This is a genomic window from Escherichia sp. E4742 (assembly GCF_005843885.1).
Classification (GTDB): Bacteria; Pseudomonadota; Gammaproteobacteria; order Enterobacterales; family Enterobacteriaceae; genus Escherichia.
This window is the reverse complement of the sequence record NZ_CP040443.1, coordinates 4,026,802-4,048,785: the sequence shown is the minus strand read 5'-3', so window position 1 is coordinate 4,048,785 and position 21,984 is coordinate 4,026,802. Positions and strand designations below refer to the sequence as shown.

General features: G+C 49.5%; 19 protein-coding genes. 5 read left to right on the top strand and 14 right to left on the bottom strand.

The genetic code is table 11. From position 1 onward, the window contains the following. Positions 1–198 precede the first annotated feature (198 nt). The gene (gene sulA / locus FEM44_RS19365) at positions 199–708 is read left to right on the top strand and encodes an SOS-induced cell division inhibitor SulA (protein ID WP_064528402.1); all 510 of its coding nucleotides are present in this window, start codon (positions 199–201) and stop codon (positions 706–708) included. A 355-nt stretch (positions 709–1,063) separates the two neighbouring features. After that, a complete protein-coding gene (ompA, locus tag FEM44_RS19360) occupies positions 1,064–2,116 on the top strand; it encodes a porin OmpA (RefSeq protein ID WP_064528817.1) in 1,053 nt (350 codons plus the stop codon). Positions 2,117–2,190: 74 nt separating this feature from the next. Here ompA and matP read toward each other — a convergent pair whose 3' ends face one another. Then, positions 2,191–2,643, bottom strand: a complete 453-nt coding sequence (gene matP, locus FEM44_RS19355) for a macrodomain Ter protein MatP (protein WP_064528401.1) — start codon at positions 2,641–2,643, stop codon at positions 2,191–2,193. 185 nt (positions 2,644–2,828) lie between these two features. Here matP and FEM44_RS19350 point away from each other — a divergent pair, with 185 nt between their 5' ends. Further along, complete coding sequence (locus tag FEM44_RS19350; RefSeq protein ID WP_135522886.1) at positions 2,829–4,589, top strand: AAA family ATPase; 1,761 nt, start codon at positions 2,829–2,831, stop codon at positions 4,587–4,589. A gap of 68 nt (positions 4,590–4,657) precedes the next feature. Next, positions 4,658–5,176 (top strand): bifunctional 3-hydroxydecanoyl-ACP dehydratase/trans-2-decenoyl-ACP isomerase, encoded by a 519-nt coding sequence (gene fabA, locus FEM44_RS19345; protein ID WP_000227927.1) that lies wholly within the window; start codon positions 4,658–4,660, stop codon positions 5,174–5,176. A gap of 69 nt (positions 5,177–5,245) precedes the next feature. Here the strand turns inward: fabA and rmf are convergent, their stop codons facing one another. The 6 genes from rmf to rlmKL form a co-directional block, all read right to left on the bottom strand. Continuing rightward, positions 5,246–5,413, bottom strand: a complete 168-nt coding sequence (gene rmf, locus FEM44_RS19340) for a ribosome modulation factor (RefSeq protein ID WP_000828648.1) — start codon at positions 5,411–5,413, stop codon at positions 5,246–5,248. Between the two features lie 255 nt (positions 5,414–5,668). Further along, positions 5,669–6,232, bottom strand: coding sequence for a membrane integrity-associated transporter subunit PqiC (gene pqiC / locus FEM44_RS19335; RefSeq protein ID WP_064528397.1), 564 nt, complete (start codon positions 6,230–6,232; stop codon positions 5,669–5,671). Beyond that, positions 6,229–7,869 carry an intermembrane transport protein PqiB gene (pqiB, locus tag FEM44_RS19330; protein ID WP_130205377.1) on the bottom strand — a complete coding sequence of 547 codons (1,641 nt, stop codon included), beginning with the start codon at positions 7,867–7,869 and terminating at the stop codon, positions 6,229–6,231. The genes pqiC and pqiB overlap by 4 nt, the downstream gene beginning before the upstream one ends. A gap of 4 nt (positions 7,870–7,873) precedes the next feature. After that, on the bottom strand, positions 7,874–9,127 hold the full coding sequence (gene pqiA, locus FEM44_RS19325) for a membrane integrity-associated transporter subunit PqiA (RefSeq protein WP_135522887.1): 1,254 nt from the start codon (positions 9,125–9,127) through the stop codon (positions 7,874–7,876). Positions 9,128–9,319: 192 nt separating this feature from the next. Beyond that, on the bottom strand, positions 9,320–11,227 hold the full coding sequence (locus FEM44_RS19320; protein ID WP_135522888.1) for an ABC transporter ATP-binding protein: 1,908 nt from the start codon (positions 11,225–11,227) through the stop codon (positions 9,320–9,322). 11 nt (positions 11,228–11,238) lie between these two features. After that, positions 11,239–13,347, bottom strand: a complete 2,109-nt coding sequence (rlmKL, locus tag FEM44_RS19315) for a bifunctional 23S rRNA (guanine(2069)-N(7))-methyltransferase RlmK/23S rRNA (guanine(2445)-N(2))-methyltransferase RlmL (RefSeq protein ID WP_135522889.1) — start codon at positions 13,345–13,347, stop codon at positions 11,239–11,241. A 243-nt stretch (positions 13,348–13,590) separates the two neighbouring features. On the opposite strand from rlmKL, the gene ycbX reads away from it, so the two are divergent. After that, positions 13,591–14,700: a 6-N-hydroxylaminopurine resistance protein YcbX gene (ycbX, locus tag FEM44_RS19310; RefSeq protein WP_135522890.1), complete on the top strand. Its 1,110-nt coding sequence runs from the start codon at positions 13,591–13,593 to the stop codon at positions 14,698–14,700. Here the strand turns inward: ycbX and zapC are convergent. From zapC to FEM44_RS19275, 7 genes are all read right to left on the bottom strand, one after another. Continuing rightward, positions 14,697–15,239: a cell division protein ZapC gene (gene zapC / locus FEM44_RS19305; RefSeq protein WP_135522891.1), complete on the bottom strand. Its 543-nt coding sequence runs from the start codon at positions 15,237–15,239 to the stop codon at positions 14,697–14,699. The genes ycbX and zapC overlap by 4 nt on opposite strands. A 173-nt stretch (positions 15,240–15,412) precedes the next feature. Further along, entirely contained in the window at positions 15,413–16,423 is a 1,011-nt protein-coding gene (pyrD, locus tag FEM44_RS19300; RefSeq protein ID WP_135522892.1) for a quinone-dependent dihydroorotate dehydrogenase, read from the bottom strand. 110 nt (positions 16,424–16,533) lie between these two features. Continuing rightward, positions 16,534–17,244: a fimbrial chaperone gene (locus tag FEM44_RS19295; RefSeq protein ID WP_135522893.1), complete on the bottom strand. Its 711-nt coding sequence runs from the start codon at positions 17,242–17,244 to the stop codon at positions 16,534–16,536. Beyond that, complete coding sequence (locus tag FEM44_RS19290; RefSeq protein WP_135522894.1) at positions 17,237–17,752, bottom strand: fimbrial protein; 516 nt, start codon at positions 17,750–17,752, stop codon at positions 17,237–17,239. The genes FEM44_RS19295 and FEM44_RS19290 overlap by 8 nt, the downstream gene beginning before the upstream one ends. Positions 17,753–17,759: 7 nt before the next feature. Next, the gene (locus FEM44_RS19285) at positions 17,760–18,302 is read right to left on the bottom strand and encodes a fimbrial protein (protein WP_135522895.1); all 543 of its coding nucleotides are present in this window, start codon (positions 18,300–18,302) and stop codon (positions 17,760–17,762) included. Positions 18,303–18,313: 11 nt separating this feature from the next. Further along, positions 18,314–19,372, bottom strand: coding sequence for a fimbrial protein (locus FEM44_RS19280; RefSeq protein WP_135522896.1), 1,059 nt, complete (start codon positions 19,370–19,372; stop codon positions 18,314–18,316). Continuing rightward, entirely contained in the window at positions 19,363–21,963 is a 2,601-nt protein-coding gene (locus tag FEM44_RS19275) for a fimbrial biogenesis usher protein (protein ID WP_135522897.1), read from the bottom strand. The genes FEM44_RS19280 and FEM44_RS19275 overlap by 10 nt, the downstream gene beginning before the upstream one ends. Positions 21,964–21,984: the final 21 nt, after the last annotated feature.

Below are 21,984 nucleotides of genomic sequence, written 5' to 3'. Positions count from 1 at the left end.
TAATATAAAAGAATGATTCACATTAACGGATCCGTTAAATACGAAAATAGGCAACTTATTCTCAAGGGGCAAGATTAATTTAAGTTTTCAGGTCACCAACGACAAAAATTGCGAGGCTCTTTCCGAAATTTGTGTTGATCTTTGTTGTCACTGGATGTACTGTATATTCATACAGTAACTCACAGGGCTGGATTGATTATGTACACTTCAGGCTACGCAAATCGTTCTTCGATGTTCTCCTCCACAGCAAGCAAAATTGCGCGTGTCTCTACGGAAAACACTACAGCCGGGCTAATTAGTGAAGTTGTCTATCGCGAAGATCAGCCCATGATGACGCAACTCCTGCTTTTGCCATTATTACAGCAACTCGGCCAACAATCGCGTTGGCAACTTTGGTTAACGCCGCAACAAAAACTAAGTCGTGAATGGGTTCAGGCAGCGGGACTACCCTTAACTAAGGTGATGCAGATAAGCCAGCTTTCCCCTTGTCACACCGTGGAATCAATGGTTCGTGCTTTGCGTACGGGAAATTACAGCGTAGTGATCGGTTGGTTGGCAGACGATCTGACAGAAGAAGAGCATGCTGATCTTGTCGATGCCGCCAATGAAGGTAACGCAATGGGGTTTATTATGCGTCCAGTAAGCACACACTCTCACGCCACGAGACAACTTTCTGGGCTAAAAATTCACTCAAATTTGTATCATTAAGTAAATTTAGGATTAATCCTGGAACTTTTTTTGTTAACCCGTAGACGCTTTCACTTGTCACTAATTTTACTTGTGGAGGCTTGTCTGAAGCGGTTTCCGCGATTTTATCCTGTAAAGTATCGTTAACAAAAAAGGTTAAACGTACCTTATACAAGTCTTTTTTTTCATATGCCTGACGGAGTTCACACTTGTAAGTTTTCAACTACGTTGTAGACTTTACATCGCCAGGGGTGCTCGGCATAAGCCGAATTTATCGGCAGAGTTACAATTGAGCAGATCCCCGGTGAAGGATTTAACCGTGTTATCTCGTTGGAGATATTCATGGCGTATTTTGGATGATAACGAGGCGCAAAAAATGAAAAAGACAGCTATCGCGATTGCAGTGGCACTGGCTGGTTTCGCTACCGTAGCGCAGGCCGCTCCGAAAGATAACACCTGGTACACTGGTGCTAAACTGGGCTGGTCCCAGTACCATGACACTGGTTTCATTCCTAACAATGGTCCGACCCACGAAAACCAACTGGGTGCAGGTGCTTTTGGTGGTTACCAGGTTAACCCGTATGTTGGCTTTGAAATGGGTTACGACTGGTTAGGTCGTATGCCGTACAAAGGCGACAACATCAACGGCGCATACAAAGCTCAGGGCGTTCAGCTGACCGCTAAACTGGGTTACCCAATCACTGACGATCTGGACATCTACACTCGTCTGGGTGGTATGGTATGGCGCGCAGACACCAAGGCTAACGTACCTGGTGGCCCATCCTTTAAAGACCACGACACCGGCGTTTCTCCGGTATTCGCAGGTGGTGTTGAGTACGCGATCACTCCAGAAATCGCTACCCGTCTGGAATATCAGTGGACCAACAACATCGGTGACGCTAACACCATCGGTACTCGTCCGGACAACGGTCTGCTGAGCCTGGGTGTTTCCTACCGTTTCGGTCAGGGCGAAGCAGCTCCAGTAGTTGCTCCGGCTCCAGCTCCGGCACCGGAAGTACAGACCAAGCACTTCACTCTGAAGTCTGACGTTCTGTTCAACTTCAACAAAGCAACCCTGAAACCGGAAGGTCAGGCTGCTCTGGATCAGCTGTACAGCCAGCTGAGCAACCTGGATCCGAAAGACGGTTCCGTAGTTGTTCTGGGTTACACTGACCGCATCGGTTCTGACGCTTACAACCAGGGTCTGTCCGAGCGTCGTGCTCAGTCCGTCGTTGATTACCTGATCTCCAAAGGTATCCCGTCTGACAAGATCTCCGCACGTGGTATGGGCGAATCCAACCCGGTTACTGGCAACACCTGTGACAACGTGAAACAGCGCGCTGCACTGATCGACTGCCTGGCTCCGGATCGTCGCGTAGAGATCGAAGTTAAAGGCATCAAAGACGTTGTAACTCAGCCGCAGGCTTAAGTTCTCGTCTAATAAAAAACCCCGCTACTGCGGGGTTTTTTTTCATCTGTAGTAAAGTAAATGACCTTCGCCAGTTATTCCTTACCAAGTAATGCCTGCAAATCCTGCTTCAAAGAAGACATTTTATTCGCATACTTCTCTTTGTTTTCCGCATCTTCAATCAGCTGGACAATCGTTTCGGATAGCGTTTTACCACGACGTTGCGCAAGCCCTGCTAACCTTTGCCAGACAATAAATTCCAGATCGATAGATTTCTTGCGCGTATGCTGATGCTCCGCATTAAAGTGCCGTTTTCGTCTGGCCCGAATCGTCTGTTTCATGCGATTAAGCAGCTCTGGATTCATATGTTTTTCAATCCAGCCGTTTACGAGTACAGGTTCGTTCTCCAGCGATAGCAACACATCGACGGCTTCCTGGGCGGCACTGGCCTCTATGTAACGGGTGATCAACTCACCTTCACGGTGCTTCTTCACCAGATATTTCCATTTCCAACCACTTTCAAGATTTTCAAGTTGTTGATATTTCATAGCGATCTCAATGTTACCGTGTAACTCTTTACAGAATATCAGCTTTTTACCTGCGTGATGAAAAGAATCTCTGTCCTGTGAGCTTTAACGCGCATGCCGGGACTTTTGTCGGTGCTTTCTACGTGTGCTGCAGTGCCGGTTACGGTATAATCGCGCCTTTGACAACAGACTAAAAAACATCGACTTTGACCATTACGAAACTTGCATGGCGTGACCTGATTCCTGATACCGAAAGCTATCAGGAAGTATTCGCACAGCCACATTTGATTGACGAAAACGATCCTTTATTCAGTGACACTCAACCGCGACTGCAATTTGCGCTTGAGCAGTTGCTGCACGCGCGGGCATCATCCTCTTTTATACTGGCAAAAGCGCCGGAAGAATCCGATTATCTGAATCTTATAGCCGATGCTGCACGCACGCTACAAAGCGATGCAGGCCAACTGATGGGCGCTCACTATGAGATTTCCGGCCACACCATACGCTTACGGAATGCAGTTAGCACTGACGATAATTTTGCGACCTTAACCCAGGTTGTTACTGCTGACTGGGCTGAAGCCGAACAGCTTTTTGGCTGTTTGCGCCAGTTTAATGGCGACATTACCTTGCAGCCAGGACTGGTACATCAGGCCAATGGCGGCATTTTGATTATCTCCTTGCGTACACTGCTGGCCCAGCCATTGCTGTGGATGCGTCTGAAGAACATCGTCAACCGCGAACGCTTCGATTGGGTAGCATTTGATGAGTCGCGCCCTCTCCCCGTCTCTGTACCTTCGATGCCATTGAAGCTGAAAGTCATTCTGGTAGGCGAGCGCGATTCATTGGCCGATTTCCAGGAGATGGAGCCAGAACTGTCTGAACAAGCTATCTATAGCGAATTTGAAGATACTCTGCAGATAGTCGATGCCGAATCCGTACGCCAGTGGTGTCGCTGGGTGACTTTTATCGCCAGATTTAACCACTTGCCAGCGCCAGACGCCGACGCCTGGCCGGTACTTATCCGCGAAGCAGTACGCTATACCGGTGAGCAAGAAACGCTACCACTTAGTCCGCAGTGGATCCTCCGCCAGTGTAAAGAGGTCGCTTCATTGTGCGAAGGTGATACCTTCTCCGGCGAGCAGCTAAACTTAATGCTACAGCAGCGGGAATGGCGCGAAGGTTTCCTCGCCGAGCGCATGCAGGATGAAATCCTTCAAGAGCAGATCCTGATTGAAACCGAAGGTGAACGCATCGGGCAAATTAACGCCCTTTCGGTCATTGAATTTCCAGGCCATCCACGCGCATTTGGCGAACCTTCTCGCATTAGCTGCGTTGTGCATATTGGCGATGGTGAATTTACCGACATCGAACGGAAAGCGGAGCTTGGCGGCAACATTCACGCTAAAGGGATGATGATCATGCAGGCGTTTTTGATGTCGGAACTTCAGCTTGAGCAGCAGATCCCTTTCTCGGCGTCACTGACCTTTGAGCAATCTTACAGTGAAGTGGATGGTGACAGCGCATCAATGGCCGAGCTCTGCGCTCTGATCAGCGCCCTTGCTGATGTCCCGGTGAATCAGAGTATCGCTATTACAGGTTCAGTGGATCAGTTTGGTCGCGCCCAGCCTGTGGGCGGTCTGAATGAGAAAATCGAAGGCTTCTTTGCTATCTGCCAGCAGCGTGAGTTAAGTGGGAAGCAAGGTGTGATTATCCCCAGCGCTAACGTTCGCCATTTAAGTCTTCACAGTGAACTGGTGAAGGCGGTAGAGGAAGGCAAATTCACCATCTGGGCAGTGGACGATGTGACTGATGCACTGCCGTTATTATTAAATCTGGTGTGGGATGGCGAAGGCCAGACGACGCTGATGCAAACTATCCAGGAACGTATCGCGCAAGCATCGCAACAGGAAGGGCGTCACCGTTTTCCGTGGCCACTACGTTGGCTGAACTGGTTTATTCCGAACTGATCGGACTTGTTCAGCGTACACGTGTTAGCTATCCTGCGTGCTTCAATAAAATAAGGCTTACAGAGAACATGGTAGATAAACGCGAATCCTATACAAAAGAAGACCTTCTTGCCTCTGGTCGCGGTGAACTGTTTGGTGCTAAAGGCCCACAATTGCCAGCACCGAACATGCTGATGATGGACCGTGTGGTCAAAATGACTGAAACGGGCGGTAACTTCGACAAAGGGTATGTAGAAGCAGAGCTGGATATTAATCCGGACCTGTGGTTCTTCGGTTGCCACTTCATCGGCGATCCGGTAATGCCGGGCTGCCTGGGCCTGGACGCGATGTGGCAGCTGGTAGGATTCTACCTCGGCTGGCTGGGCGGCGAAGGTAAAGGCCGCGCCCTGGGCGTTGGCGAAGTGAAATTCACGGGCCAGGTGCTGCCGACGGCGAAAAAAGTGACCTATCGTATTCACTTTAAACGCATTGTTAACCGTCGTCTGATTATGGGCCTGGCGGATGGCGAAGTGCTGGTTGATGGTCGTTTGATCTATACCGCCAGCGACCTGAAAGTGGGTCTGTTCCAGGATACGTCTGCATTCTGATTTTAATCAGAAAGAGTATAAAAAGGCGAAACCTCCGCAATGCGGAGGTTTCTTTTTAAAGAGACAGAATCAGGCCATTACTACCCTGTCCGCCATGGCTTCTCGCCAGCCTCCCAGCCATTGTGACCTTTGATTCAGCGTCTGATAGGGACACATTTCTTTTGAGCGTCCGGCGATGCCGGCCTGATAACCACGTTGATGTGCCCGTTCCAGGCGATCTCGTTTTTGTCTCTTCATGCCTCGTTTCCCTCATACTGGTTTCTGGTGGAAAAGAAAACAGTGATTACTAAATGTGCAATCACAGTTAAGCAATACCGCGAATCATAACTGCCGTCAATGCGCAAAATTCACGCCACTGCCATATTTGTGAGCTACACGGGCATGTCGGTTGTACAAAAAATGTGAAGCGGAACAAGTTTTCCCATGGCTTATAAACAAAAAAACCGCCTCAGGCTACATGCCGGAGACGGTTATATTTACAAATCTTTATAATTAAGGTAGACGCTTTATCTCTTGCGCAATAGTAGCGGCTTCCTGACTCCAGACACTGGCCAGTACTTTCACCATTTCATCGTAGCCATCCTGATTCTGCACCCCTTCCACACGGAACGGACGTTTTATCAGTTGTCCCTGATGGTTTAGTAGCCACTCGCCACTCACAATCACCTTACCATCGTAACGGCCGTTAAACTCCGTCACAGTCACATTAAGCGTGTCCTGGGTACTTCCCAAAGGCTGGGAGGCTACGACCCAACCGGGCAGTTGCGCACTCAGGTTAGCGACCAGGGTATTGCGCAACTGTTGATCCAGCGGGCTGGCCCACAGGTTGTTATTGGCAATCACATACTTCACATCACTGGTCTGGTATACCACGCCATTCCCTGCCAGATAATCAGGTACGGAAACCTGCTCGACCCATAGCAGGCGGTTACCCTGGCTGGCGGTACTTTGCGTACCGCTCTGCACCACAGGTAATTGGTAATAGTTTTTGTTAATTTCACCGGAGCTGCATCCGGCCAGCCACAGTGCCGCTATCGTCACTAGCCACTTTTTCATTGTTTCGCCCTCTTCGGCTCTGGATCTTTTTTATCCTTCGCTTCAAATACCAGCGCGTTGCTCTTCTCGTTGAGCGTTTTCAGAACCGGTTGCAGTTCACGCAATACCTGATCAAGACGCTGCATATCCGCCACCATCTTGTTATAAGCTGCGGAACCCGGCTGGAAGCCCTGCATGCTGCGGTTCAATTCGCGCAGTGTCGACTGCATATCCGTCGGCAACTGTTGCATCGACTGGCTGGCAAGGATCTTGTTCATACTATCCAGCGTAGTCTGCAGGTTTTTCATCGTGCGCTGACTTTCCGACAGCGTACTGGTCGCCTGTTCAATCATCGGGTTCAACGGCAGTTTGTTAATCTTATCCAACGCTTCCATCAGACGTTGCTGGATTTGCGCCAGACCACCGCTAACGGTCGGGATTATTTGATAGCCATTAAACTCACGCACACCGGTAATTGCCGGCGCATTTGGGTAGAAGTCCAGATCGACGTACAGCGCCCCCGTGACCAGATTCCCGGTTTTCAGTGAACCGCGTAAACCGCGCTTCAGCAATTCGGCCAGGTGTTCTACCACATCAGCATTTTCACCTAGCTGCATTTTCAGTCGTTCTGGTTCAATACGCACCATGACTGGAATGCGATAATCATCGTTAAAGACCTGACGCATATTCGGCGCAAAGAATGGCACTTTGCTTACCGTACCGAGACGAATACCGCGGAATTCCACTGGCGCGCCAGGTTGCAGACCACGTACCGAATCTTTAAAGAACATCAGATAATCAATGTGATCTGTGTACAGTGAATCCTGGATACTCTTCTGATCATCATACAAAACGAATGACGTTTTTGGCGCAACCGGCTGTCCCAAATCCAGCCCTTCAGGCACGTCAAAGCTGACACCACCACTTAGCAACGTCGTCAATGACCCCATCTCTACGCGCATCCCCGCCGAGGTCAGATCCACCGCTATGCCGCTATCTTTCCAGAAGCGAACGTTGCTCGTTACCAGGCGGTCATAAGGCGCATTGATGAACAGTTGATAGCTGATATTACGCTTCTGGGTATCGAAGGTGCTGGTTTCAACCGACCCTACGCGATAGCCACGAAACAGGACGGGATCTCCCGCCGTGAGCTGCCCAGCTTTGTTGCTGTCAAGAATGACTCGGATTCCTTTGGCATCTGGTGGGGCCAACGGTGGAGAATCAAGCAAATCATATTTTGTTTGCTTGCTGCCTGCAGCCCCCGGTTGCAGTTCGATATACACACCAGAAAGCAGTGTGCCCAGGCCGCTAATGCCTTCTCGACCGATCTGCGGTTTTACCACCCAGAAGACGGTATCTTTATGCAGCAGCTTCTCCATACCGGCGTTCAGACGCGCTTTGATTTCAACATGCGTTAAATCATCAGCCAGCGTGGCACTTTCGACCACACCGACGTCCACGCTACGACTTTTAATGGTCGTCTTGCCGCCTTCTATTCCTTCCGCATTAGCAGTGATCAGAGTAACTTCCGGCCCTTGATGACTGTAATGATAAAAAAGTACCCAGGCCCCGATGAGTGCCGTAACGATGGGAAATATCCACACAGGGGACCAGTTCTTCACTTTCTGGATTTTGGCTTCCCCACTATTAGATTCCATACTGTCAGGACTCCTCATGCTCTGGTTCAGGTTGACGATCCCACGACAAACGTGGATCAAACGTCATCGCAGAAAACATTGTCATAATGACGACTAAAGCAAACATTAATGCACCCATTGCCGGATAAATACTCATTAAGCCTCCCATACGCACCAGCGCCGAGAGCACCGCTATCACGAAAACGTCAATCATTGACCAGCGGCCTACAAACTCAACAACTTCGTAAATCAAATGCATTCTTTCACTATCACGCTTGCCGTGCCCTTTCGCATCCCAGCACAGCCAGGCTATTGCGATCATCTTTAAAGTTGGCACCATGATACTGGCTAAAAAGATGACGGCGGCAACCGGATAAGAGCCTTCGCTCCATAATAAGATGACCCCGGCGAGAATGGTCGACGGCATCTTAGAGCCTAAAAAATCGGTCACCATAATGGGTAAGATGTTCGCCGGGAGATATAACATGATCGACGTAAAAAGCAGTGCCAACGTCCATTGCAGGCTGTTTTTGCGTCGAACATATCCTTTGGTGCCACAGCGCGGACACACTGGATCATCGGCAGGAAGAATTGCCGTACAGCATGAGCAAGAGCGCAGCCCCTGGCGTATTCCCGTTATGCCCGGTTTCAGCGTCTGGTGAAGCTCTGGCATCGGGGCAATATCATCCCATAACCAGCGGCGATCAACGCACTGAAAGGCGCGTAATTGCAGCACACAAAATAAACACCAGGGAATGAAACTACTGCCCACGCCAATGCTGCCGTAAGCCATCAGTTTGACAAAACTGACCAACACACCGGCAAGGAAAATCTCCGCCATTCCCCAGGTTTTAAGCTGAAAAAGTACCCGCCCCAGTTGTTCTTTTAAACGAACCGGTATTTCCGCGCGATTAACCAACAGTAAAATAGTGATCAGGCAAAACGCGGGGACCAGTTGCACAAACAACAGGAAAAAAGTACCGAGGCTGGCATAGTCCTCGGAAAACAGTACGCCCGGGATTTCCAGCAACGTAATTTCACTGGTTACCCCCGCAACGTTCATATTGACAAAAGGGAACAGGTTGGACAGCAGCAGCATGAACAGTGCGGCCAACGCATAAGCGGTAGGACGCTGTCGGGGCGCGTCCCACGCAACGGTTAACGTTGTGCCACACCGAGGACATGCCGCTTTCTGACCATGCTCAAGGTGGGGTAATGCCACCAGCATGTCACACTGCGAGCACAAGATATGCTTCGCGGCATGATGATGTTCGCACATTGGTACTCCTTAATGATGCGCTATTCTACAGATTGCTGACAAAGCGTCCGTTTTTATATGCCTGGTGCGGCGTAGGTGCCTTTACCGGCCTGAGAGAATATAAATTGAGATTTCCCCCATGCCTGATAAGCGTAGCGCATCAGGCAATTTTACCTTTGTCATCAGCCTCTATATCAATCAACTGTTTTGCGATCAGCCACCATTTTTCAACGCTTCAAGATACTCCCAACGCTCAAAAGCCTGCTCCAGTTCCTGCTCTGCAGCAGCCAGATCAGCGAGCACTTTTTGCGTATGTTCATGAGACTGGCTGAAGAAGGAGGCATCCGCCACCTGCGCCTGTAGGGCTTCCAGCTTCGCTTCCAGCTCTTCAAGCAATTGCGGAAGCTGTTCCAGTTCGCGCTGCAATTTATAGCTTAGTTTGCTAGTGTTGCGTTTTACAGTTTCTGCTTTTGGCGCTGCCGCTTCTTCGTTTTTTTTCACCACGGGCTGTTTAAGCGCCACATGCTGTTCTTGCTGACCACGGGCATCATGGTAACCGCCAACATAACGACCAATTTTGCCGCTGCCTTCGAAGATCCAGCATTCTGTAACGGTGTTATCGACAAACTGACGATCGTGACTTACTAACAACACCGTCCCCTGGTAGCTGTCGATTAGCTCTTCAAGCAGCTCTAGCGTTTCGACGTCAAGGTCGTTGGTCGGTTCGTCGAGGATCAGTAAGTTGCTTGGCTTAAGGAACAAACGCGCCAGCAGCAGACGGTTACGTTCCCCGCCAGAAAGCGCACGCACCGGCGTCATCGCCCGTTTCGGATGGAACAGGAAGTCCTGCAAATAGCCCAGCACGTGGCGTGGTTTACCGTTAACCATCACCTCTTGCTTACCTTCTGCCAGGTTATCCATTACCGTTTTATCGGGATCGAGTTCCGCACGGTGTTGGTCGAAATAAGCCACTTCCAGTTTCGTCCCGACATGGATGCGTCCGCTGTCTGGCTGAAGTTGCCCCAGCATCAGTTTTAACAACGTGGTTTTACCGCAGCCATTCGGGCCAATCAGCGCAATTTTGTCGCCACGTTGTACCTGAGCGGAAAAATCTTTCACCAGTTGTTTGCCCTCAACCTGATAGCAAACATCTTCTATTTCAAAGACGATTTTACCGGAGCGGCTGGCTTCTTCGACCTGCATCTTCGCCGTACCCATTACCTCGCGGCGTTGGCTACGTTCACGACGCATCGCTTTCAATGCACGCACGCGACCTTCGTTACGGGTACGACGCGCTTTGATTCCCTGGCGTATCCACACTTCTTCTTGCGCCAGTTTGCGGTCAAACTCGGCGTTTTGTAGCTCTTCCACGCGCAAAGCTTCTTCTTTTTCCAGTAAATACTGGTCGTAATTCCCTGGATAGGTCACCAGCTTACCGCGATCGAGATCGACAATACGCGTCGCCATATTGCGAATAAACGAACGGTCGTGGGAGATAAAAATAATCGTCCCATTGAAGGTTTTCAGGAAGCCTTCCAGCCAGTCGATGGTTTCGATATCAAGGTGGTTTGTCGGTTCGTCAAGCAGCAACACGCGCGGATTGCTCACCAGTGCGCGTCCTAATGCTGCTTTACGCAACCAACCGCCGGAAAGCGACGACAGCGCAGCATTGGGATCTAATCCCAGTTGCGCCAGCACTTCGTTGATGCGGTTTTCCAGTTGCCACAGGTTATGATGATCGAGCTGCTCCTGGACTTTCGCCAGTTCATTGAGATTTTTCTCGCTTGGGTCATTCATCACCAGCCGCGAAATATCGTGGTAGCGTTTCAGATATTCCGCCTGTTCTTCGATGCCTTCGGCAACGAAATCATAAACGCTGCCCTCGACGTTACGCGGCGGATCTTGTTGCAAACGCGCAACGATCAAATCTTGCTCATAGATTATCCGGCCGTCATCCAGCCCCTGTTCACGGTTGAGGATTTTCATTAACGTCGATTTGCCTGCACCGTTACGGCCCACCAGACAAACACGTTCGTTATCTTCGATGTGCAATTCTGCGTTATCGAGAAGCGGCGCGTCGCTGAACGACAGCCATGCGCCATGCATACTGATTAATGACATTACTATTCCTTTCAGGCTGCGGTAATCAGCCAGCAGTTGTGGATCTGGCGATTACGGGCAAAATCCTGGGAAAGCGTTTTTTGCGTAATTTCTTGTGCTTTCAGCCCCAGTTTCGCCAGACCGTCGAGATCCATACGGAAACCGCGTTTGTTGTTCGAGAACATGATCGTCCCGCCAGCACGCAGCAGACGCTTCAGATCTTTCATCAGCGCCAGATGATCGCGCTGAACATCAAACGCATCTTCCATTCGTTTTGAGTTAGAGAAGGTTGGTGGATCGATAAAGATCAGATCGAACTGTTCATTCGCTTCACGCAACCATGCCAGGCAATCGGCTTGAATCAGGCGATGCGCACGACCGGTTAAGCCGTTAAGGCGCAGGTTCCGTTCTGCCCACTCCAGATAGGTACGCGACATATCCACCGTGGTGGTGCTGCGCGCGCCGCCTAATCCCGCGTGCACGGTGGCGCTACCGGTATAGGAGAACAGGTTGAGGAAATCTTTGCCTTTACTCATCTGACCGAGCATACGACGGGCGATACGATGATCGAGGAACAAGCCCGTATCGAGGTAATCCGTCAGGTTCACCCACAGGTGCGCGTTATATTCAGTGACTTCGAGAAACTCGCCCTTCTCGCCCAGTTTCTGATACTGATTTTTGCCCTTCTGGCGTTCACGGGTTTTCAACACCAGTTTGTTTGGCGCAATCCCCAGTACCGAAATGGTCGCAGCGATAATATCGAACAGACGTTGACGCGCTTTATGCGCATCGATGGTTTTCGGTGGCGCATACTCCTGCACGACTACCCAGTCGGCGTAGCGGTCAACGGCAACGTTGTATTCCGGCAAATCGGCGTCATACAGACGGTAGCATTCAATCCCTTCCTGACGCGCCCATTTTTCGAATTTCTTCAGGTTCTTACGCAAGCGATTGGCGTAATCTTCCGCCACCATCGCCGGTTTGCTGTCCGGAGTACTTTCAGCAACGTGATAATTTTTCTGCACGCAATCCAGTGGGCCATTTTTCGCCTTGTACTGTTTGTCTGCACGCAGTTGCAGACAGCTTAGCAGACCCGGCGAAGCACTGAATAAAGAGAGGTTCCAGCCACCGAACTGGTTTTTCATGATTCGGCCCAGCAGACTATGCAGTGCAATCAACGCAGGCTCGCTGTCCAGACGCTCACCGTATGGCGGGTTGCTCAGTACCGTACCATACGGTCCTTTTGGCAGCGGATTGGTCAGCTGCGCGACATCTTTCACGTCAAAAGTGATCAGTTCACCAATTCCCGCCAGACGGGCATTGGTGCGCGCACGTTGAATCACCCGCGCATCACTGTCGGAACCGTAGAAATGAGAGCTGTATTCCGCCAGACCTTTACGAGCACGAGTTTGCGCTTCTGCTTTCACTTCCTGCCAGATGGCTTCGTCGTGCTGCGCCCAGCCACTAAAACCCCAACGCCCACGGTGCAAGCCCGGCGCGCGGTCGGTCGCCAGCATCGCTGCTTCAATCAGCAACGTACCGGAACCACACATCGGGTCAAGCAGTGGTGTTCCTGGCTGCCAGCCGGAACGCATTACAATGGCAGCCGCCAGTGTTTCTTTGATTGGCGCAATACCTGCACGGTCACGATAGCCACGCAGATGTAAACCATCTCCACTGAGATCAAGGGCGATACTGGCGGTTTCTTTATGCAGCCAGACATTAACGCGGATATCTGGCGCATCGCGATCAACATTTGGTCGCGGCAGATTTTTACGCGTGAAAGCATCAACAATTGCGTCTTTAACTTTCATCGCGCCGTACTGGCTATTGCGGATAGTGTCATTCAGACCACTAAAGTGGACAGCAAATGTCGCGCCAGGATTAAACATCTCTGTCCAGTTGATCGCCTGAACGCCGAGATAAAGGTCTAAATCGCTGTAAACCTTGCACTCGCCCAGCGGCAACATAATACGCGAGGCCAGGCGGCTCCACATCAGGCTCTGGTATACAAGCCGCGTGTCGCCCTTGAAATGGACCCCACCCTGAACCACCTGGCATTCAACGGCCCCCAGGTTTTCCAGTTCAGTTTTTAACAGCTCTTCCAGCCCACGGGCCGTACTGGCAAACAGAGAATTCATATCGTCACTTTTACTCTAAGAGCCTACCGCAGTAGGCGTAATTGTTGCAGTCACTCTGGACATGGGCAGCGCGGAGAAACCGGAGCGTACACGTAGTACGTATGATCTCGAGCACAGCACTGAGCCAAACTGACAAATAAAATAGCCTAATGGTATAGGCTCTAAGAAAATTGTTGCGCATTATAGCTAATAAGTCCGTCATGTCATAAAGTTGAGGGCTTATTTTCATTTGAGGACCGCACCGTGGCGACATTAACCCGGCTTTTTATTCATCCTGTTAAATCCATGCGCGGCATCGGTCTGACACACGCTCTTGCAGATATCAGCGGGTTGGCCTTCGATCGCATTTTTATGCTAACAGAACCAGACGGTACGTTTATTACTGCCCGCCAGTTTCCGCAGATGGTGCGGTTTACCCCTTCGCCCGTGCATGACGGCTTACATCTCACCGCACCCGATAGTAGCAGCGCGTGGGTACGCTTTGCCGATTTCGCCGGACAGGACGCACCAACGGAAGTGTGGGGTAATCATTTTACTGCGCGCATTGCGCCAGATGAGATCAACAAATGGTTAAGCGGATTTTTCTCCCGCGACGTGCAATTGCGTTGGGTGGGGCCGCAGATGACGCGGCGCGTAAAACGCCATAATACTGTACCCCTGTCATTCGCTGATGGCTATCCGTATCTGCTCGCGAATGAATCCTCATTACGTGATGTACAACAACGCTGTCCGGCAAGCGTCAAAATGGAACAATTTCGCCCCAATCTGGTTGTTTCTGGCGTAGCTGCGTGGGAAGAAGACACCTGGAAAGTGATTCGCATTGGCGATGTGGTGTTCGATGTGGTGAAGCCATGTAGCCGTTGTATTTTCACCACCGTTAGCCCGGAAAAAGGGCAAAAACATCCGGCGGGCGAACCATTAAAAACGCTGCAATCTTTCCGTACAGCCCAGGATAACGGCGATGTCGATTTCGGTCAGAACTTAATTGCCCGTAATAGTGGTGTTATTCGTGTTGGCGATGAGGTGGAAATTCTGGCGACAGCACCGGCGAAAGTCTACGGCGCGGCCGCAGCGGACGATACTTTTCCTGAGACACAACAACCGAACGCGAATGTTGATATCAACTGGCAAGGGCTGGCATTTCGCGGTAATAACCAACAGGTACTACTGGAACAATTAGAAAATCAAGGGATTCGTATTCCCTATTCTTGCCGTGCCGGCATATGCGGAAGTTGTCGTGTTCAGCTTCTGGAAGGCGAAGTCACCCCGCTGAAAAAATCAGCTATGAGCGACGATGGGACAATTCTTTGCTGTAGTTGCGTGCCGAAGACTGCATTGAAACTGAAAAGTTAAACGGCTTGTTCAAGGCTGACGCTGTCATAACTTACATGCGGTCTCAGCCTGTCATTCATAATTTTGATGGCGTCACCCAGCTGCATGGCGCGCCCGGCGATGACGACGTAAGGTTGTGCCAGCAGGCACAGTGCGGCATTTTCGCCAGATTCAATAACCAGCAAATTGACTTGCTCATTGGTGTCGCTTAACCAGACACAGGCTGCATCACCCGACGCTGGAGCCCACATTTCACCATGAGAAACAAAATGCCAGCTTTTCGGCATTTGCGGTTTGAGATAACGAATCGCTACCAGTGCATTAAGCACCAGTTCAGCTTTTTGTTCTTTTGATAAGTTAAGGTCGCGGCATTTTTCTTCAAACGTGAAATAGAGCGCGGCGTCATCAACGCAAAATCCCGCAGGAGAAAAAGCATCCGGCGTCAACATTTTACGCGCAAAACGTGAGCGAAACAGCATACCATTGGCTAAATCAAGCATCATTCGATCATGCTCTTCATCGTAATACCAACGCCAGTTATCGTCTGGTTTAATTCGCATATGCCTCTCCTCTACCCTATAAATTCACTGCAACACATTCCATTGTCGCTTCGCTTAATAACCTCAACAAGAAAAGTACAAAATGTCTAAATAAGTAACAGGAATGAATATAAAACAACCAGGGCTGAAAATAAAGCCCTGATTATCTTATAAAGAGAAAGTGAAAGAAATAATTAGATATGAGTAACGATTTCTTTAATCAGCGGCGGCCCTTTAAAAATAAAACCAGAATAAATTTGCACCAGTGAGGCCCCTGCAGCTATCTTCTCACGGGCAGCAATAACCGAGTCAATACCACCAACACCGATGATCGGTAAACGACCGTTTAATTCCTGTGACAAGCGGCGAATAATTTCTGTGCTTTTTAATTGTAACGGACGACCACTTAAACCACCGGTTTGATCGCAATTTTTCATTCCCTGAACTAAAGAACGATCGAGGGTGGTATTAGTTGCAATGACGCCATCAATATTATGGCGAACTAAACTATCGGCCACCTGGATCAACTCATCTTCAGAAAGATCCGGCGCGATCTTCACGGCAATTGGCACATATTTATGGTGGATTGCCTGCAACTCATTTTGCTTATTTTTAATTGCCGTTAATAAATCATCCAGTGCTTCGCCATATTGCAGAGTACGTAGTCCTGGGGTATTCGGTGATGAAATATTGATGGCGATATATCCTGCATAGGCGTAGATTTTCTCCATACAAATCAGATAGTCATCTTTGCCTTGCTCAACCGGTGTATCTTTATTTTTACCGATATTAATTCCCAGAACGCCGTCATAATGTGCTTTTTTAACGTTCTCAACGAGGTTATCAACGCCGAGGTTATTAAAGCCCATACGGTTGATCAAACCTTCAGCATCCACCAGACGGAAGAGACGTGGCTTGTCATTTCCTGGCTGTGGACGAGGGGTGACAGTGCCGATCTCGATCGATCCAAAACCCATTGCGCCTAAAGCGTCAATACACTCCCCGTCCTTATCAAGACCGGCTGCCAAACCAAGTGGATTTTTAAAGGTCAGTCCCATGCAGTTAACCGGTTTCGCTGGAACGTTCTGTCGAACAAGTGCTTCAAACGGCGTTCCGGTAATGCGACGTAATTGCTGAAAAGTAAACTCATGAGCGCGCTCAGGATCGAGCTGGAAAAGGGCTTTACGAACGAAGGGGTAGTACATGAACTCTCCTGGATTCCCGGTGTGCAAACCGGGTGCGTATTATGTGCGAGTTCGGATCAAAAGGGAATTGACCTGTGGCAAAAAAAGCGCAAACGTTTTCTGAGCCTGTTTTAGGGCAGATTTTGCTCCTTCTTTTCACTCAAACCGCCATAATCATTTATCGTCCGCCAGGAGACATGGCACTGTGCCACTGACTGGCACCAACTTGTCTGACGCTGACTTTTGGGAGCTACAACCCCCGCGTTGCTTAGCGGTTTACCATTTACCATAACCTGCATCAAATTGATGTAATAAGGCGTAGGATTAGTTAATTGCACTCCCTGCGAAGTCCGTGACCAGCGTAATTGTTGATAAGCCTCTAACGGATCGCCTTGCAAACCTTCGGGTCGCCAGAAAAGTTTAAATACTGAACGCATCGCCACTTTCACGCTTTGATTTTCCACTTTGCCAGAAGGCACGCTGGCAATGCTTAATTCGAATAGCGTTTCACGATCTGCAGGTAATAAATTGCTTTCCGTTTTCAGCAAGCGCAACGTTCCTGTGGTCCCCGGCTTCAGCAGAAAAAGCGGCGGAGCTGCCAGTAATGGCGCAGGTCTGTCAGGTGCTTCTGCCCCCGCCCAGCGCACAGGGCGATTAATTTTACTGTTGATAAGCCAGGATTCCTGGCTGGTATTGGTCAGTGAAATCGAAATCGATTCTCTGTCAGCAGGAAAGACAAATCGCGTTCCCCCAACCACAATCCCCGCCACTGACTCTTCCACTACCAGCGGGAGTAAGACGGCAAAAATAGCCAACGTAAATCTATTCCACGTATTAGTCATAATGAAGTACAAATGTGGCGCTGGCACTTACATTGCCCGACTGTACCCCACCACCGACAGGTCTCAGCTGGGCATAAAAAGTTAATGGCACATTACCGCTACGCAAACTATAGTCTTTGCTCGCCTGATTAAGCGGTATCAATATCTTCGCATCATCCAGAATCGCAATAGCCAGACCACTGGCAGCGTCAGTGCCACTGTCGATGGACAACATTTCGCTCTGCGTACCGTCGGGAGTGCCAGAGAATGTGACGTCTACCGTGCTGACATCTGTTCCGCAATCCTGCAAATTAATAATGAAAGATTTCTCCGGGCCATAATTCCCATGAGAAAAACGCGCCAGCGAAACATCACCTAACGGCACATTAATTTGCCTGCTATCCTGTGCCAGTACGCACGTGTTACGGCGAAACGATCCACTGATGTTTACCGTGCCATCATGAGCAAACGCCGTGCCGCCTCCCGTTAATCCCGGCAAGCACAGAATCCAGATTATTCGTTTCAACATCACTCCTTCACTGGTAAACCAGATCAAAATACAGGACAGCTGTCGCATTACCGCCCGTTGCTCCCACCTTTGTAGACTTGTATCGCAGTTGATACTTGAGTGTGTTATCTCCTGCTTTTAGGGGAGTGAGCGGCTGTACCTGGTTGAGCGGAATTTCTTGCTGGGTTTGTGCATCGAGAATTTGCACAGCAATTCCCGTTGCCATCCCACCGCTTCCGCCTGTGTCGGTTAATTTGAGTAATGTCGGCGCAAGGGAATCAGCTTCGCCGCTAAAAAGGACATCCGCGCCAGTAATACCAGCGGCACAGCCGGTAATATCAATATTCAAATCAGCAGCAGTGCTTACGGTATTCGCGGTCTGAAAATCGCTGATATTAAAATCACCAATATGGATATTTTGTAATGCGCTTTTGGTGGTGACATCACAGCCCTGATCGATAACATTGCCGTAAATATGCATACTGACCTGCTCAGGTCCAGCCGTCCCGACATGTGCATTAAGCAGTGTCAACAACAAGACAACACACTGAAATATTGTATTCTTCTTCATGTGTTCACGCGTCAGTCAAAGTTTATTCTCACCGTCGCCGTGGCTTCAAAGCGCCCGGTTTCCGGTGGTACGCCCGTCGTGCTGACCGGATAAACATTCATTCGCGCGATACTATCCGCGTCGTCAGGGATGGATAACGGAAGTGTGCCACCAGCAGGCGAAATAATGTTGTTCTGGCTGTCAGTGACTACAACACCGACGCCGGGGCGTGAAGTCTTAATCGCCTGAGGATAATCGGGGTCGCTGGTTGCCGTCAGACTTAAATTAACATTAACCAGCCCGGAGTTTCCGGTATTGCACCTGACAGGAATCGATAACTCTGCGGTATTGGCTCCCAGAGGTTTATGACCAACTACCCGAAAGTTAGCGGCAAAGACATCTCCCAAATCCACTTCGATGCTCTCTCCGGCGTTGACAGAGCATGATTCCAAAGAATTAATAGTACCTGACAGGTAATACACCAGAACCGGCGTACCTGTGGTCGTGCAGGAATTACCTGCCGGTATGTTGTAACACTCAAATAATCGCGCCAGCGCCATCGGCGGAATGGTTACCGAACCAACGAATGGCTGTAAAATTTTCAGGGAAAAACTCCCACTATTACCGCTAGCCCCCTGACCGCCTAAACGTTGACCTCCGGGATCGCAAATATGCCATCGGTTGTCAGACCCTGTACCAATATTTTCAAACGGCACCGCATTTGGAGAATTGCCTTTAACCTGTAATAAAACCTTTGCGGCAAGGTAGTCATTGATTTTGTACCAGTTGTCGCCCAGATAGACTAACGGTGAATCAGCAGCAAATGCCCACCGTCCACTACTCACATTGTTTTTATCGCAATCACAAGAAACATAATAATCATTCGATTCGTTCCATTGATAAAATTTATCTTTGACGACTCCTGCTGAGTTTTCTTCTTCCTCCAGCGTTTTAACGCCAAAATTGACGCCAATATAAGGGTTCCCCTGCGTAACATGGCACTGCCCGGTATAAGCAGCGGCTTGAGCTCCCCAAAGCATTAACACGGTGACAAAAATCAGTCGTAATAGTGACATGGAATTTATCTGCATATGGCCTCCATACGCGTAATCGCAGAGTTAACTTGCTGTTCGGTAAGTTGATAACTTATACGGCAAGCCTGATCGGAGGCGTCGCCCCAGCGTACGGTTATCGATCCCTTCGCCGGTAAACCTGACATATAGAGCGAACCATCATCATCAATAATGCCGCTATTTGTCTGCACGCCATCCAGCGTCGCCATCGCGCCAAAGCGCAGCGGTATACCCTGCTTTGATGTTTTCATTAATACTCTGGCCCCTGTACGGGCGCTGAATTGCGCCAGGACCAGCGCCCCTTTGGTGGGAACCACATTTACCACTGCATTTTCAATATCCACATTACGTTTCAACGACGCGGCATCGAGCGCAATGCGATTTTCCCGGTAAGAAGTGGCATAAGGGACAACGGTATAGCCGCGCCAGTCGGTTTTCAGGCCAGTGCTGTTTGCCACTCGGGTATTTTCTGCGCCCGGAGCAGCTATCAGAACATTTGTTTCGCCCAATGATTGACCCAACGTAATACCGTGCGAATGGGCAACTAAACCGCCTGAAAGTGCATAATTAAGTTGTTGCTGTCGGGCGTTATCGCTGTAGTTATATCCCACTCGGGCATCGCCAAACGCACCTTTGTAATCCATGCTGGCGCTGCCGTTGGCGGTTTTTCCTTCGCTGTTATACCCCTGTTGCACGCTATAACTCAGGTTCCCGTCGTCGAGCAATGTCTCCGTTAAACCCAGGTTTTGCGTTATATGTCCCTCGTTATCGACACTGGTATTTGAGGTCATCCAGGCGTAATTCTTTTTCGCGGTATAGCTATCATTAGTCTTTGGAAGCAATAAACTGAACGGTAAGGAAAAATTCAGCGCAAATACCTGGTCGGCATCAGGTTGGCCACGTGATTTACTGTAGTTCCACGATAGTCCCAGTGAAACATCTTTAATTTGCGTGTTATAACCAAACTGTAATAACCGATCCTGTTGATTCGTATGCCAGTATGTCTGCTGACTGCCGCTTAAATAAAACGAACCGTACTCGCCTAATTGCTGGGAGATATTGAGCTGAAGTTTGCCGCGTTTGGTGTAATACAAATTGTAATAACGCGACCACATCGGCGTATCCTCGTCATCATCGTCATTAAATTCATAACCATCCATGTGTTTATACATGGTGTCGGAAAGTGTGTAGAAACCGGAAGTAGAATAGCGATAGCCCATCAACTGAAAGTTAGTGCCAAGCTGGTTAAGCGTTTTGGCATACAGAAAACGATACGACTGACCTTTATGTTCACTTTGATCTGCCAGTGTACTCTTCGCCTGGGTCGCATCGAACGAAATTGCCCCGAAATCGCCCAGGTTAAACCCCATGCCAAACATCGCAGCACGGTAATACTCAGCATATTGCCCACCGCCGTACCAGGTCATTCCCCACGGCCCCCCCCATTGAAGTGTGGCCTGAGCAAATTTGTTTTCTTGTTGGTCATTGCTATTGGTTCGGTATTTCGCCAGTGTCAACGCGTATTTGATTCGTCCCCGGCGCTGGAGCAATGGCACACTGGAAAAGGGTACGCTGTAACTATTGACGCTGCCGTCAGCTTCTTTTATTTCAACCAGCAAATCACCACTCGATGACGTGGAATAGAGATCACTAATTTCAAAAGCACCAGGCGAAACATAAGTTTGGTAGATGGTATAGCCGTTTTGTTTAATTGTTATCTGAGCATTGCTTTTCGCGATACCACGCACCACTGGCGCAAAGCCTTTCAAACTGTCTGGCAGCATGTTGTCATCTGACGCCAGTTGCACGCCACGAAAGCTGACGCTATCGAAAAAATCACCTGCTGTATAATCATCACCCACGGTCAGTTCACCTTTTAATGGAATAACTGCCCGCTGCAGGTAGCTGCTGAGATTCTTCCATTCTGCGGGTTGCCCGCTACTACGACTCCATGTTGAATTGTTGCGCAATCTCCACGAGCCTAAATTCACGCCACTGTTTAAATTCAGAAAATAGTTGGCGCCAGAATCACTGCTTGTACTGCTGTGAATACTGTTAGCACCGCTAAATGAATATCCCAGTAATAGCGCGTTGATCCCTTCATCCCAGCGTTCAGGGGGAACGTAGCCACGAGCGTTACTTTTGATGGCAATTTGTGGTACTGAAATTTCCAGACGGAGTTTATTTACATCAAAGGTCACGCTGGCATCGGGAATAACCTCCGTCAACGGCGCGCACGCTTGTTTATCCAGTTGTTTAAAGGCCGGGAACGCAGCAATGTTAACGCCCATTGCGTCCAGACTATCGGTAGTCAAACAGGCAACAACGCCCTTCTCTGGCGTTATCTCAACAAAATCAACGTTTCGCGTATCAACAATCGATTGATTCAGAACAATATCTACACGATAAACCCCTGGCGTTATTTTTTGTCCTTTTTCGAAACGAGACAAATCGGCCACCATTGAGGGATCATCTTTGAAAAAGGCAGGATCGAACCAGGTTTCAGCTTGTGCATTAAACACTGCCGACACAAACACCACCAGCCCACCAATAAACGATGGCACACATCCAGAGATTAACAGGCTGTGTTGTCGGTGAGTTCTATGCATCTCGCTCTCTTAACTGAAGAC